A 13,898-nucleotide genomic window follows, 5' to 3' on the forward strand; every position below is an offset into this window, starting at 1 on the left:
TAAAATCTCGCGATTCTAAAACCTTAAATATTTGTTTTCTTCCTCTTGTTAATAAGAAGCATTCCAATAAATGCAAGTGTGATCATCAGAACGCCCGATGTAGCAAAAGGAATTGTTCCAACACCGCCTGTAGAAGGAAGTGCGTATGTGCTGATGGCCTTGTTTGTAATAGTTACTGATCCATAGCTGTTATCATTTCCAAGGTTCATCACATATCCAGTATCTGTCTGTCTTTCGTTTCCAATCTTGATCTTTTTCTGAGCATTACCATCTACAGCTACTCCTTGGTAGGTGTAAGTCACATGGAATGTGGATAAGTATTCATCCGGCTCTTTTACACAGTACTCATATTGACGGCCCTTCTCATCAGTAAGAGGAAGGTTATCAACTGTCTGTGTCCAGTTATTAGTTGCAGAAAGCTGAATTGTAGTGCCTTCATACAGTTTCCACTTTTTAGATCCAACCACTCTCTGCCAGATATAAAGCGTAAGTGACGTATGACTTGCTGAATTTTCATTGCCATCCTGATCAAGCCACTGTTTACTTACTGTTAGATTACCAACAAGCGAGTTGTTGAAGGCTATATCCTTAAGAGCACCTATTGTCCATATCTGACCGAAGTCATTCATGAACTGAAGTGATGTATCAGGTCCAATTCCCAGGTATAGCTCACACTGACCAACCTGATTTGTAAAGGAACTATCTGTTGCATAGGTGATATCAGCTCCCAGGTACCAGAAATCTTCAACTACTGTCACTGTCTCATCTGCCTTACCTGTAGGATTGTGATAACTCTCCGGAAGAGTCATATTGCTATACTTGTAAGTCTTGTTGAACTGAGTGTACTTCTTGGTTACATGTACTTTTAAGTAGTAGGTCGTTGAGTCATACTTAACACCATTTACTCCGGTATTCTGCTCAGTAATCTTGTAGTAATACCAGCCTTCATACTTAAACGGTATGGAGCCAAAGTCCACTATAGCTGTATATTGTCCAGTCGTTGCATCAAGCTGAGCATTAGCAGATGATACGCTTACCTCAGTTCTCTCAGGCATTGGCTGAGCTCCAAGTACAGCCGTATCCATCTCCTGTCCCTCTGAGTTATAAGGAATATAACCATATCCCTCAATGTTAAATGTAAAGCTCTGACCTTCTGGCCACTTTCCACCAGAGAAGTTCTTGGTAACCTGTATTGGTCCAACAGGGATGCTATAGTAGTTGCATACCTGAACTGTCTGTATTGCTCCGCTTCCAACCTTCACATCAGAAGGTGCTTCATCTCGCTTACCATAAAGGTCGCGGGAGAAAACTTTTCGTAAATTATTACCGCCAGTACCATAAGAACTACTATTTGCATCACCATCAATTGTCACATCGTATTTTGTTACACGATACAGATGATGCTCATTATCTATTACCGTGCTGGTATTTGTATTCGGATCATAAGTAAATGTGAGGCCATCAGCCACTTCATCTACTGTATATGTTCCTGCCTTAAGTCCCTCAATAGTCCACTGTGCACTCTGGTTGTAGGTTACAACATAGGTCTTATCAGTCTCTTTATGGGTCTTTCCATCGTACTCAGTAGCAACTCCCTTACTATTGGCTCTTCCGGTAAATCCGGTAAAGACAATGTAATCCTTAGTCTCGTTATTGGTTATGCGGAACTTAACATTTGACAAAAGAGCTGTTCCAGTAGCATCTCTTACAAAGTCTGAACCAAAGTCATTGACAACCATCTTGTGGATTCTAAGCATCGTTGCATTTTTGCTGATGTTATAGAAAGCTTCCTTAGCTGATGAATGTCCTAGCTTTGATTCATTCTGCGCATTTATTCGGTGATTATCATTTGCATAGCCTGATGGCTTACCATTAAGTACCTTGTTTAGTTCATCCTTGGATAGTCTGTAGTAAACAATTTCGCTTATTTCTTTTTCAATTACTCCCAGAGCATTTTTCTTAGGATAGAACTTAACTTTTACAAGAATTCCACTCTCGTCTTTCTCATAGTCCTTGGATGTATCATTCTCAGTCAGAAGGAAGTAGTACTCCTGATTGCCATCATAGTACATATAGAATGGACTATCTGCCGGATTGGATACTGTGTACTTGATAGTATCTCCGACATTCTGAATATTGCTATCTATAGTAGCCCAGTGATCAGCCCATGCCTGGTAGTATCTCAGTGTAAATGAGAAAACCTGATTAGGATCGGGCTCCTGATTATCCACATACTTGTAAGCTACAATTTCAAATGGATGATTCTCAAGTCCTTTATTAGTAACCTCAAAGGTAGCCGCAGAATCAAGATAGCTTCTGAGATCCATCTTGTGGATTTCGCAGTACTTGTCTACTCTGTTTGCAATGATTGTTCCACTGTATGAGCCGTATACATTTATCGTCGCATCAGGAGCAATCAGAGTTCCTGAAAGAATATCCGTATTAACTGTTCCCTTGAATGGAACGTAATTGCCACTTGAATCCTTCTCAACAAGATTTATCACAACGTGGTTGGCAGCCTGACTCCAGTCACCAGTTCCCTCTCCGTTATAGGTAAATTTATTAAGTGTATAATCCTTGGTTCCTGTAAGATCAACATTGATCACGATAAGCTTATTTTCATCAAGCTTAAATCCTGTATTTACTGCGTAGTTGTTAGGATCTTTTGCATCCTTGAAGTATATGGTACTAAGATCCGTCTGAAGATTTCCATTTTCCTTGGTAGAAACTATGTTAACAACTTCAACATCCGCAAAATTGGCTGCATATACAAGCTTCTTGGATAATTCACTTGCAGTATTACGCATATCTCCAGCACTTACAGGCATTGCCTGATCTGTATATTCTGTGTATACGTAGTTGGTCCAACCATAGGAGCCATCAGCTTTTCTGCCATATACCTGATTCTGGTGGTATGTAACTCCTACATATGAGTTCCAGGAAGTTGGATAGTAAATTGTTGCTCCATCGACCTTCTGAAGAACATACTCTGCTGTGTAACTTCCAAGGCCAACAGTCTCAACATAGTTATCAGCAAAGGATCCAACTGTATCTGAAGGCGCTTCCGCTGAATTGCCGCCATAGCTTACTTCATATTTACCGGCAAGTCCGCCTTCCATGACAGCTTCATCATTTTCATTAAGCTCAAATACATATAATCTTGGATATTTACCTGTCTTTAACAGTTCTCCGTAATCAGCTGTATATTGTCCTTTACCATTAGCATCTGTAGTAATAGAAAACTCTGTCCCAGGTATCCTGTTCTTGCCATCAGGGTCAGAATACATAGCAAACTTAAATGTTGCCTCTTTAGGAGAGCCATCAACTACTTTGTAAACAGTGATCTTATACTCATCAAGGCTGTAGAACACTTTAGTAGAAATACCAATAGTAAAGTTCTGAATATTAGTAATCTCTCTTACCGCAATGTTAGCCTCACTGTGGTTGTTTCCACCGTTATAGGTATCAGCAACTACACCGAAATAAGTTGCATCGCCAAGACCTTTTATGATTTCCTTGGCTCTATATTCCTGATTGCCAACCCAGCTCCTGCCATCATCTGTATATTTGATTGCTGCATAAACTGAGAAAGACTCTGTCTCAAAAGACACAACGTCCTTATTATCTAAAAGTTCAACCTCAGCCTCTTTGAAAATCTCTACTGAGATGTCTGAGCTTGTTATGTCAGTAGCATCGCTTGTTGCATCAAGCTCCTGCATAATCTCTTCTGCAACAGGAAGGTGAACCAGGGCAACTTCATCGGAATTCTCTGTTCCAAGACCATCAGAAAGCTGCTTGTTATTAAAGCTGATTGATACTGAAACTGAACCGTCCTTAGGTTCATACTCGATATCCTCATACATGAAGGCGATATCAAAAAGAACTGTATTGTTGTCTGTATACTCAATTGCCTCAGCAGCGCCATTTGCAGCTGCTATCTTGTTGGCATTTTCGTTAAGTGCATCAATATAAGCTTCGTAATTATATCCTTCTGTTTCCTTATCCAGGGTCTTAACAGAAAGTTCTGCTCCCTCAGGAAGGATTCCTGGCTTGGAGAGCTTGACTGTTACAGTCACTTCATCGTTCTGATATACGAACTCTTCCTTGGTATTTCCTGCAACATAGTTAAATACCAGATCAGTATCTTCTTCGATTTCTATTTCCTGACCATCAGAAGTCTTGGCTACATAGTAGGTATATGTAAGCTCTTCTATAGTCTGTATTTCCTCATCTGTGCTGGCCGAAAAAGCTGCAGCAGAATCAGTCAAATTATCATTTTCATCATCTGCGCCAAGCTCAGCTATTGCTGTTTTCTTTTCAAGGCTTACTACCTTCTCTGAACCAATTGTTGCCTTTATGAAGAAGTAATTCTCAATCTCTTTTGCATCCTTGGTAAGATCAGCCTTGCCATCCTCAGAATCTATAACATATTCATAGCTGTCAGCTATTTCCTGACCGTCCGCATCAACAAATCTTGCAGTCAGGACAACATCTCTAACATCCTCAGCATTAATCTTTTTAACTGTCTTAACTTCCTCAGAGGAAGCGTTTGTGGAAGCATCTGTGCTCTCTTCATCTGATGAAACATAAGATGAAGCATCTGAAGCATCCTCGGATGAAGCTGAGTTTGAAGCATCTGTCTCAGATCCATCCTCCGGAATAACTTCAATAATTTCCTCCCAGGTTTTAGAAGTTTCAGTAGCAGCATCTTCACTACCTAGTTCTGAAACATCTAAGGTAACAATCTCGTCAGATGATTCTGTTACCTGTGTATCTTCTTGAGCAGCAGCTTTGTCAGCATTCATCTGCTCGATAAGACCCATTTCAAAATCGTCATCCGCAGTTTCAAGTACAAGCCCCACCTGCTTGGCTCCGTCTTCTGTCATAGCTGTTGCAGGCTTGTTCAAAAGATAAAGCGTTACCGTTCCAGTAAAAATCGAAACACACAAAGCAAAGGCCATCCATCTCCTATTACCGCGGTGCTTCTTTATGTAGTTTTGTGCGCGATTCTCGTCAACTTTGCGCATGCTTCATTACCTCAAACTAAGTTTTCTATGCATGTATCTTCACAGGCCACCGAATTCACTGAATGGAAATACCCTAAATACCACTTTGCCGATCAGCTGTTCCTTGGTTACGCATCCTACAACACTTGATCTTGAATCAATGGACACGCTTCTATGATCTCCCAAAACAAACCATCTGTTCTCGGGAACCTGATATGGAAATGTTATGTCAGTGGGCTCCAAGCTAAAATCTGATGCATAATCTTCAACTAGTTCAACTCCGTTAACTGAAACCTTACCATCTTCATCGATGTTCACCCAGTCTCCCGGGGAACCGATAACTCTTTTTACCAAAACTTTGTTGTTATAATAGAACGCCAGTAAATCTCCTACCTCAAACTCCTTGCTGTTCTGGGCTATGACTATCTGCCCCGTCTCAAGTGTAGGAGTCATACTGTCTCCTGTAACCTTCAAAACTGTAACAAAAAAGCTAGATACAAGAACCGCTAAAGCTGCCACAAAAACCACAACTATAAGTGTGTTGCGCAGAACCTTGCGGTATTCTTTTTTGCTGTTTTCCCTTTTAAGTTCCTTCCTCAGTTCATCTATCGAAGGTTTAAGGTTTTGTGTATCACTCATCTTTTTTCTTTCTTGCAGAGGTACTCTTCCTGGGTTCCTTGATGTTATCTTCTGTAGTTTTCTTAGCAGTTGTTTTCCTTGATGTTGACTTTTCTACTGTCGCTTTCCTTGATGTCTTATCCTTTGTTGTCTTCTCCCTCGCTGCTTCTGTTATATCCACAGGAATTTCTTCCTGACTGTCATTCTTGTTCTCGCTCTCAGAAGCTTCTTCCAAAACTTCCTCGACTGTCTTGCCTGCCTTCTCGGCAATTTTCTGAAGCTGAAGCTCTTCTGCTCTCTTAACCTTGAGCCTTGAAGTTTCTATCTCCAGCATAAGTTCCTTGTATTCAGCCTCAGCGCTCTTTTTCAAAGTGCTGACATAAAGATCTGCTGCTCTCTGAGCCGACTCCATGATGCCTCCAAGCTTGATGGAAGCCTCAGCAAGAGACTGCGAATTCTCCATCTTAAAGAGCTTGTCGTCCACCTGCTCCTGCATCTGAGCTTTTTCTCTCTCAAGTCTTGCCTTGAGTCCTGCTATATCCTTGTCAAATTTCTCCTGCATCTGAGCCTTCTGTTCATTGAACTTGGCTCTCATCTCCGCCTTTTCTTCATCGAAGTTCCTTAGCATCTGTGCTCTCTCTTCAGCGAAATCATGCTGGAGTATCATTTTTTCTTTTTCTAATTCTTCCTTGAGTTCTGCTTCGTGCTGTTTAGCAGCCTCAGCTTCCTCGGAAAAAGAGATCATCATCTCTAATAGTTCTGCTCTGCTCAGCTTCTTAAGATTCAGTTCTGCCATTTTCCCTGCCCTTCAAACGTAAAAAAAGGTATCTATCGCAGACAAACTTCGCGTAGATACCTCACAATAGTAATAAAAAGGCCTCGCAAAGCTTAAATTCCAGTCACAAAAAAATAATTCCCTGTACTAAGTCTGCATAACCAATGCAGACCGTTCATCCATGAACTACTATGTACTTTCATTTCTCCAAAAAAATAGACCGTCTGTGGGAATTACTTCTAACAGTTCGGCCATCATCATAGTGTCAAAAATGACACCAGCAACTGGCTATCTGGCACTCAAATAAGTGCTTAAGACCCTTTAGCTTTGCGTCACCATCTTCCGATGGCTTTGCCTTTATATTAAGTATGAATCTTAACTGTTTTAAGTTAATATTATCCAGTGTTTAGCTAAGATTATTTCTCGCCGTGTAAGCCTAATATATACCTTGGCGAAATGAAATACAACTACTTTTTCAAAGTTTTTTCACAGTTTCCAGAAACAATAGAGCTGAACACCAGTCCAGCTCTACGATTCAAAATTTCATGGAAATGTAAATTTTCTCACAGTTTCCTTTTTTTTATAAAAAGTTTATACATTTTTATACTATTTACCATTATCTTTTAAGGCCTTTCAGGACCTGCAAAAGCTCGTCAGATGTCGTAATTACGCGGCTATTTGCTTGGAATCCCCTTTGTGTTGTGATCATGTCTGTAAACTCTTTTGCCAGATCAACATTGCTGGCCTCTAACACTCCGCTGTTAATATATCCACCATCAGTCGTTACATCCATAACCTGTGCAGCTCCGGAATTAAGTGAGGCAGCATACAGATTATCGCCCACTTTTTCTAGACCCATAGCGTTGTTGAACTCGGCTACTGCAATCTGTCCTTTCTTAATCGTCTGGCCGTTAGAATATCTTCCATATATAGAACCATCGGTCCCGAATGAAATCTGAGTAAGTTCTCCCTCTGGATAACCTTTGTTTAATCCTTGGGTATCGCCCTTGTATGCGTAAATAGTTGAATTGTGACCTGACATTGAGCTTGCAAAATTGGTGGTGTTTGAAAGATCAAGATTAAAGCTGCCTATATTAGCACCCTCGCCACTTACGTTTATCTGCACATTGTCTCCACTTGTCAGTCTTCCATTATGCTTATCATATTCAAGCTTTATAGGTTCAAACTGGTCTACCGTTACTTTTTTACCGTCCTCATCTATAACAGAATCCAAATTAAGATTGAAAGTGCTCGGGTCATCGTCCTTTGCTGTATCAATTGTGAATTTCAAAGTATATGGCTTACCGTCATTTCCATAGATTTCAAAAGCAAGGCTTTTTCCTTCTTTTAATGAAGGATCATCGCTATCGATATTTCCTTTAAAATAAGCCTGAGTAGTTGGCGAACCCGCCATATAATCGATCATTCTGGCCGGATCAGTCGGATTTTTGCCAGGAACAGAAACTCTGTTTATGACATTTAGTTTGGTTACTGTCGCTCCATTAGTAACCCCACCTTCTCCCATTACGCCCATTACGTAATATCCGTTGCCTTGCGTAACAAGATCTCCGTTTGCATCTATGGCAAAAGAGCCATCTCTACTATAGTTTCTGGTTGCATTGTCAGGAGTTACTATAAAAAATGAAGGTCCTGTGATCATAAGATCCAGTGCATTTCCTGTAGTCTGCATTGAGCCCTGGGCTGAAATATTTGTATATACTGAACTAACCTTAGATCCAAGGCCCACCTGAGTAGCACTTATGGCACCAGTATTCTGTCCTGCACCAGAACCGCTTTTTATGGTCTGATAAAGAACATCCTGAAAACCTGTGGCCTGTGATTTATAGGCTGTTGTATTTACGTTTGAAATATTATTTCCGATGACATCCATCTCAAGTTGGTGTGTGTTAAGGCCTGAAACAGCGGACCAAAGTGATCTCATCATAGGACATGCACCTCCACATTTATAAAGGTTACCGACATTCTTTCGTCAGTTACAATTTTATATTACGTGTACATCCATGTACCTTATGACAAATCCCTTTGTCAGATTTAAAAGCGGAAAATATCCACTACGAATATTGAATCTAAAACTTTTTCTTTAATGCAATTCTGTATAAATATATTCCCTCGCTACATTTATCGACATGTTTCTTATAATATATTAGAGAAAAAATATTTTTTTATTGGAAACAACTCATGAAAGAGATAATTTTTTCCTCAGAAACACAGAAAACATGTTGGCCTAGTTTTCACAATCTATAGGTAGAGATACCATTTATAGAATTAGATTATAACTCCCAACAGCAGATTTATCTTTTACACAATGGATTTTGTGGTACAATATAAAAAAATCATTCACCGCTAGAAACACCTTGTCTTTGGGCATAATTTATGGTGATGATGTCTAATTATAGGTAGGAAGATCATTATGGATTTCAAATCAAAGAAAAACACTGATGAATTAAAAAATGAGATAAAAAATATAGTAGATCTGATCCTGGATGACTACACCAAGGGGCGCGATGTGGATCAGATGGATGTCTTTAACCAGCCCGACAGGGACGCGGTAAAAGATATTGTGATCAAGCTGTTAAGGATCATTTATCCTGGTTATTCAAGGGATAAAATATACAAGAGTTACAACGACAATAACCGCATATCTATTGTCATTGAGGACGTTATTTACAACATGCAGAAGCAGATTGCAATTGCTTTTCATCACAGTCCAGAGTATGCAAATGCTTCTGATGAAACCCTTGAGTGCGGCGCAAGATGCATCACTCACGAGTTTTTCAAGCAACTTCCTAAAATAAGGGAATATGTAGATACAGACCTTCAGGCCTGCTACGACGGCGACCCAGCAGCTTACAGTAAAGGAGAGGTTATATTGTCCTATCCCGGGCTTCTTGCAACTACAATTAACAGGATTGCCCACGAGTTGTACCTTCTGAAAGTTCCGCTTATCCCACGTATGATGACAGAATATGCCCACAGCAGAACTGGAATTGATATCCATCCCGGAGCTACAATTGGCAAGTATCTTATGATTGACCACGGCACAGGTATTGTTATTGGCGAGACTTCAATTATCGGAGATCACGTCAAGATTTATCAGGGAGTTACAATAGGCGGTCTCTCCACTAGAGGCGGTCAGACACTTAAGGGTGTAAAAAGACATCCTACTATCCAGAACAATGTTACTATCTACGCTGGTGCTTCTATCCTGGGCGGTGAGACAGTTATCGGTGAAGGTTCAGTTATCGGAGCTAATGCCTTTATCACCGAGTCAGTTCCTGCTGGTAGCAGGATCAGCATGCAGAGATGCCAGTAATAAAGCTCATCTTTAGAGGTTATTACTCGTTTATCACAAGATTACGGGTAATAGCCTCCTTTTTATTCACATAATATTATTGAACAGCATCTGATAACAGCCATCAAAAAGTCAAACAAACTTACAGTCATGAAATATTGCGTTAACCGCTGCAGAGTACTCACCCTTACTGCGGGCCTTGCGGATTAGCTTGAGGTTTCTTTCACAGTCCTCAAAGTGAACATGAAGAAAAGCCCAGTGCTCTAGCATCTTAAAGATCACATTTCTCTCTTCAGGAATGAACTCTGCATACTCTTCATAGAGTCTTTTCAAGTATTCTCTAAGTTCTTCTGACTTTAATGCATCGCCTCCGCTTAGAACTCTTGCCAAAGCCGGATCTGTCAAAAGGCCACGCCCCAGCATCACAGAGGAGATATTCTCTGATTTTATTGTCGTATCAAGCCCTGCAAGGTCATCTGCGGAAAAGATATTTCCGTTGTAGCAGATATCCGCCTTTCCGCCTTCGTTTCTATAGACTTCTACTGCTCTTTTAAAAGCCTCAATCCTTGGCTGACCTTTATAAAAATCTTCACGAACTCTGGCGTGGATAGTTAGCTCTTTTACCGGATATTTGGCATAAATACGCATGAGGGAATCTGCCTCTGCTTCATCAGTAAAACCAAGGCGGGTCTTAACGGAAATATCAGGAAGTGTCCTTGCATCTGCGTTTGAAGCGCTTTGAACATCCTTGTCATATTCCATAAAAATATCGCCTAGCATCTTGTCGAGATACTCAGTATCTGTCAGGAGTCCAGCCCCCTTATGGCTGTTTGTCACAGTGGCGGCTGGGCATCCAAGGTTTATGTTAACTTCTTTATATCCAAGCTTTTTCATCTCTCTGGCCGCCCATAGAAAAGTATCTGGGCGATTCGCCATGATCTGCGGAACTATCTGCTCTTCATAGTTTTCAAAGCCTACAGCATATTCAGGCTGGGCATCTCTCTTTTCCCTCTTCTTGAAATGGAAATTGTGATGGGCCGTAAGGAACGGAGTGTAGTATTTGTCGATAGTTCCGCCAAACATTTCATGATGGATATTTCTAAGGGGATAAAGAGTTATCCCCTCCATTGGTGCAAAATAAAACTTCATAAATCAGTAACTTCCATTAGAATCATCGTTATTATAGGTTCCGTGTTCATTGTACCACTGTTTCTCAGCCTTTTTAGTTTTAAATTAGTTTTCTTCTGTGCTTCTTCTTGCTCTTTCCAAATATCGCCCATTTTCTTATTGCTATTTGGGTTATCTTTTAATCTGCCAAGCTGCCAGCAATAAAAACAGTTCCTAAAACGGCTGCTATTCTTGTTAAATTCCTTTTCATCGTATTCTCCCAAATTTAAAAATCTAAAATAACATATCATTAATGCGTTCAATTAATCAACATATTCACCGCTTTATCCTTTGCACATATCAGCAGAGATTTTGTTTGTATTTTGTTATCTTTTCATAACACTTTTATCACATTTAGGGTATAATATATTCTTGTCTAACAAAAAGAAATATGGTTGCAGTTATAGGTATTGGGAGAGTTGATGTCCAGACAGTGCTATACAAATAGCTGTTTGGATTGATCGGGTGTAATTAAGTCTTTGATTCCTATTATTTAGAAGAATGGAAATCGTATTAGACAATCTTATACTGCACCAGGAAATGGGGAATAAGGAAATGAGTCAGGAAAAAGTCGACGCTTACAAAAAAGAAAAAGCAGGACGTAAGGCAAGAATTGCCAAGCACGAGCTTCACGTTAAGATTGCTAAGATCACAAGTATTGTAGTTGCAATCGCACTTGTTGCCGCAATCGCAGGTTCAATCGTATGGAACAAGGTTGGCGGATCAAGCGAAGCTGCAGAAGGTGCAACCGCAGAGGTTTCTATGGATATCGCAGGAACAGAGGAGTCTGCTGATGATTCTGTTTCAGAAGCTTCTGATAATGCTGCAAGCACCGAGGAATCTGCTGCTACAGCTGAAGAGTCTACCGAGGCCGCAAGCGAAGCTTCTTCAAACTAATAATATTATATGTATAATAAAAACCTCTGGAGAGACATTTGAATTGTTTTTCTCCAGAGGTTTTTCTATTATTCGTTTTACTTGGTTTTTATAGGAATGAGTTTTAAATCTCCTGTGCCAAAAAACAGGGAATTCCTTACCATTCCGATCCTGAAAAGATTCAAAATATAGAACATCATACATATGATGGTAGGAACCCCAAATGTTCTAATGAGTTCCTCAACAGTTGGCGGATAGCCATGCTTTCGTGAATAATTTCCTACATATTCTGCAATTTTTGATTGAAGTTTCTCCATGAAATAACCTTCCTTTTTATCTGAGCATTGTCTGTAAGTCATGCTTTATTCTTGTAACCTGCTCTATTGCCTGTTCACACTCTCTTTTAGCTTTTCCAATTTGCGATTGCACGATAACATCCATGAGGAAACCATCACAGAATAGGTCTCCAAAAGTAAGAAGTCCGTTAATATGAATTGAAGAGTAGCCTTGAACATCTCGCAGTTCTTTTGAGAACCTTTCAAGAGCCTTCTTGGCAGCATTTATTTCTGCTTCTGCATCGCCCATTTTAGCATGTTTGATCAGGCCACTTATAAATCCGCCACCGAGAGTATCAAAGAGCCCCCAGCCGCTAGCGCTTGAAAGGCTTTTCTTTGCTCTAAAGAGGTGCTCAAGTGCAACATCAGCAGCTTCTATTGCCTCCTGTATCTCTCGTTTGTTTATTTCATACATAGTAAATTCTCCATTCTGACAAGATTGTGTTCTACTACAATTATCATAGTAGTACCTTAAATGGAAATAAAAAATATTAAAAAGAGCAAAATATAACCGCTTATTTTTCTTTCTTGTAAATCATAAAAAATCCTACGTTTTGGCTCATACAACATGGACTAATTCTTATTCTCTTCCCTGCAATTTTACCAATACTCAAGATCAAGATATCCACAAATACATATACATAAAGTACAAAAAAATTTAAACTAGAAATAATCTAACTTTTTCTTCTACAATTCTTATATCCAGAGGTCGCTCAAGAGTTTCCATAGTGACAATAAGATTATCTCCTAATATCAGTCCATTCTTTTCATAATCCATGAGCTTGCTCATATTCCTAATGACATATGATGCATCATCTACTTTTCCAAGATGTTCCCAATATATAGTTTTTCTCTTACGCACGTTATAGAGAACAAAGTCCGGATATTTGCTTCTATAATCGTCTAGTTCAAATCGAGGCTCATATTGATATGGTATCTGATTTGTAAAAAAGTAATCCGCAAGTATTTTCTCAGACTTTGATCTCACATATTCGCCGCGAAGTGTCTTGAATTCTGTAGCTTCACCAAATGTATTCTCGCCGCCTTTATGCTTTTCCATCCATTTTTCTATACGCATTTGGCTTGTTGGCACTATGGGATTTACAAATATCTTACGACCAGTGCACATTCTTTCATAAACATGATCAATTGAGTCATCATCAAAGCCTTTGATAAACTTATCAAGTCTCTTCTGCATATCTAGAAGCAATTTATAGATTTTCTCATCATAGTCCCTCTGTGCCAGCAGGGCTATTTTGTTTTCTCAAACTTAGGGAGATATTGCTCTTTATTACTGCCTTTCTTTCTGAAATGATATTGCGGACAGCCATGACTTTCCGTAACTCTGAGAGTCCCTTCTTCAAGATTTTTATAATTTTTCAGGCGTTTCTCAGCCTCCTGAAGAAGGCCCTCCACTTCTGCAAGTCTTTCTTCTAATTCCGTATTAATACTAGTCATTAATGGCTCTTCAGGGGTAATGGTGGGTAAAAAATGCCATCAACCCCAGTGTTTATGCTGATCATGTGCATTTTTGTTTTCTGTTAGGAAGTGGAACCCTCAAATCCGAGCATACCAGATAGACCATATCGAGCATGTTTTGGATGTTGCGAAAACCATATGCCTTGCGGATAATCAGCTTGATTTTGTTATTAGTAGCTTCAATTCGAGCGTTACTCATGCCTAGCCTTATTGCATTCAGTATGTGCTCCCTGTGACGTTTGATCTTGAGGTAAAGTTCCTTGAAAGCACCAATCCTGCTGTGACTTGCCCACCAGAGCCAACGATTGAGGGCGTCCGCTGCCTCATCC

General features: G+C 39.9%; 13 protein-coding genes and 1 riboswitch. Of the genes, 2 read left to right on the top strand and 11 right to left on the bottom strand.

The window, feature by feature from the left end:
- Window positions 1–23: 23 nt before the first annotated feature.
- The 4 genes from BLO53_RS16840 to BLO53_RS16855 all read right to left on the bottom strand — a co-directional run bounded on the left by BLO53_RS16840 (window position 24) and on the right by BLO53_RS16855 (window position 8,344).
- Complete coding sequence (locus tag BLO53_RS16840) at window positions 24–4,961, bottom strand: Spy0128 family protein (RefSeq protein ID WP_176757338.1); 4,938 nt, start codon at window positions 4,959–4,961, stop codon at window positions 24–26.
- A gap of 105 nt (window positions 4,962–5,066) precedes the next feature.
- The gene (gene lepB, locus BLO53_RS16845) at window positions 5,067–5,645 is read right to left on the bottom strand and encodes a signal peptidase I (protein WP_026488233.1); all 579 of its coding nucleotides are present in this window, start codon (window positions 5,643–5,645) and stop codon (window positions 5,067–5,069) included.
- Complete coding sequence (locus BLO53_RS16850) at window positions 5,638–6,420, bottom strand: hypothetical protein (RefSeq protein WP_092064257.1); 783 nt, start codon at window positions 6,418–6,420, stop codon at window positions 5,638–5,640. The genes lepB and BLO53_RS16850 overlap by 8 nt, the downstream gene beginning before the upstream one ends.
- A 255-nt stretch (window positions 6,421–6,675) precedes the next feature.
- Window positions 6,676–6,765: riboswitch (cyclic di-GMP riboswitch) on the bottom strand.
- A gap of 250 nt (window positions 6,766–7,015) precedes the next feature.
- Complete coding sequence (locus BLO53_RS16855; protein WP_092064260.1) at window positions 7,016–8,344, bottom strand: flagellar hook protein FlgE; 1,329 nt, start codon at window positions 8,342–8,344, stop codon at window positions 7,016–7,018.
- Window positions 8,345–8,830: 486 nt separating this feature from the next.
- Between BLO53_RS16855 and epsC the strand changes: the two genes are divergently transcribed.
- A complete protein-coding gene (epsC, locus tag BLO53_RS16860; protein ID WP_092064264.1) occupies window positions 8,831–9,733 on the top strand; it encodes a serine O-acetyltransferase EpsC in 903 nt (300 codons plus the stop codon).
- Between the two features lie 111 nt (window positions 9,734–9,844).
- Here the strand turns inward: epsC and BLO53_RS16865 are convergent, their stop codons facing one another.
- Both BLO53_RS16865 and BLO53_RS16870 read right to left on the bottom strand, forming a co-directional pair.
- Window positions 9,845–10,861 (bottom strand): tRNA dihydrouridine synthase, encoded by a 1,017-nt coding sequence (locus BLO53_RS16865; RefSeq protein ID WP_092064267.1) that lies wholly within the window; start codon window positions 10,859–10,861, stop codon window positions 9,845–9,847.
- Window positions 10,858–11,103, bottom strand: a complete 246-nt coding sequence (locus BLO53_RS16870; protein ID WP_143003265.1) for a hypothetical protein — start codon at window positions 11,101–11,103, stop codon at window positions 10,858–10,860. Before BLO53_RS16870 ends, BLO53_RS16865 begins: the two co-directional genes overlap by 4 nt.
- 331 nt (window positions 11,104–11,434) lie before the next feature.
- Between BLO53_RS16870 and BLO53_RS16875 the strand changes: the two genes are divergently transcribed.
- Window positions 11,435–11,776, top strand: coding sequence for a hypothetical protein (locus tag BLO53_RS16875; protein ID WP_092064274.1), 342 nt, complete (start codon window positions 11,435–11,437; stop codon window positions 11,774–11,776).
- A gap of 77 nt (window positions 11,777–11,853) precedes the next feature.
- On the opposite strand, the gene BLO53_RS16880 is transcribed toward BLO53_RS16875, so the two are convergent.
- The 5 genes from BLO53_RS16880 to BLO53_RS16900 all read right to left on the bottom strand — a co-directional run.
- Window positions 11,854–12,072, bottom strand: coding sequence for a hypothetical protein (locus tag BLO53_RS16880; RefSeq protein ID WP_092064277.1), 219 nt, complete (start codon window positions 12,070–12,072; stop codon window positions 11,854–11,856).
- 16 nt (window positions 12,073–12,088) lie between these two features.
- On the bottom strand, window positions 12,089–12,505 hold the full coding sequence (locus tag BLO53_RS16885) for a hypothetical protein (RefSeq protein ID WP_092064280.1): 417 nt from the start codon (window positions 12,503–12,505) through the stop codon (window positions 12,089–12,091).
- 243 nt (window positions 12,506–12,748) lie between these two features.
- Window positions 12,749–13,300 carry a hypothetical protein gene (locus BLO53_RS16890; protein WP_143003266.1) on the bottom strand — a complete coding sequence of 184 codons (552 nt, stop codon included), beginning with the start codon at window positions 13,298–13,300 and terminating at the stop codon, window positions 12,749–12,751.
- Window positions 13,301–13,341: 41 nt separating this feature from the next.
- Complete coding sequence (locus BLO53_RS16895) at window positions 13,342–13,548, bottom strand: hypothetical protein (protein ID WP_092064286.1); 207 nt, start codon at window positions 13,546–13,548, stop codon at window positions 13,342–13,344.
- 61 nt (window positions 13,549–13,609) lie between these two features.
- Window positions 13,610–13,898: transposase (locus tag BLO53_RS16900; protein WP_143003267.1), on the bottom strand; the 289-nt coding region annotated here is incomplete at its 5' end.

Origin of the sequence: Butyrivibrio sp. INlla14 (genome assembly GCF_900102515.1) — a bacterium.
Classification (GTDB): domain Bacteria; phylum Bacillota; class Clostridia; order Lachnospirales; family Lachnospiraceae; genus Butyrivibrio.

What these genes read in the sequence shown, in the direction of transcription:
- BLO53_RS16840 (WP_176757338.1), bottom strand. Translation starts at nt 4,961, where the DNA reads ATGGCCTTTGCTTTGTGTGTTTCGATTTTTACTGGAACGGTAACGCTT.
- lepB (WP_026488233.1), bottom strand. Translation starts at nt 5,645, where the DNA reads ATGAGTGATACACAAAACCTTAAACCTTCGATAGATGAACTGAGGAAG.
- BLO53_RS16850 (WP_092064257.1), bottom strand. Translation starts at nt 6,420, where the DNA reads ATGGCAGAACTGAATCTTAAGAAGCTGAGCAGAGCAGAACTATTAGAG.
- BLO53_RS16855 (WP_092064260.1), bottom strand. Translation starts at nt 8,344, where the DNA reads ATGATGAGATCACTTTGGTCCGCTGTTTCAGGCCTTAACACACACCAA.
- epsC (WP_092064264.1), top strand. Translation starts at nt 8,831, where the DNA reads ATGGATTTCAAATCAAAGAAAAACACTGATGAATTAAAAAATGAGATA.
- BLO53_RS16865 (WP_092064267.1), bottom strand. Translation starts at nt 10,861, where the DNA reads ATGAAGTTTTATTTTGCACCAATGGAGGGGATAACTCTTTATCCCCTT.
- BLO53_RS16875 (WP_092064274.1), top strand. Translation starts at nt 11,435, where the DNA reads ATGAGTCAGGAAAAAGTCGACGCTTACAAAAAAGAAAAAGCAGGACGT.
- BLO53_RS16880 (WP_092064277.1), bottom strand. Translation starts at nt 12,072, where the DNA reads ATGGAGAAACTTCAATCAAAAATTGCAGAATATGTAGGAAATTATTCA.
- BLO53_RS16885 (WP_092064280.1), bottom strand. Translation starts at nt 12,505, where the DNA reads ATGTATGAAATAAACAAACGAGAGATACAGGAGGCAATAGAAGCTGCT.
- BLO53_RS16895 (WP_092064286.1), bottom strand. Translation starts at nt 13,548, where the DNA reads ATGACTAGTATTAATACGGAATTAGAAGAAAGACTTGCAGAAGTGGAG.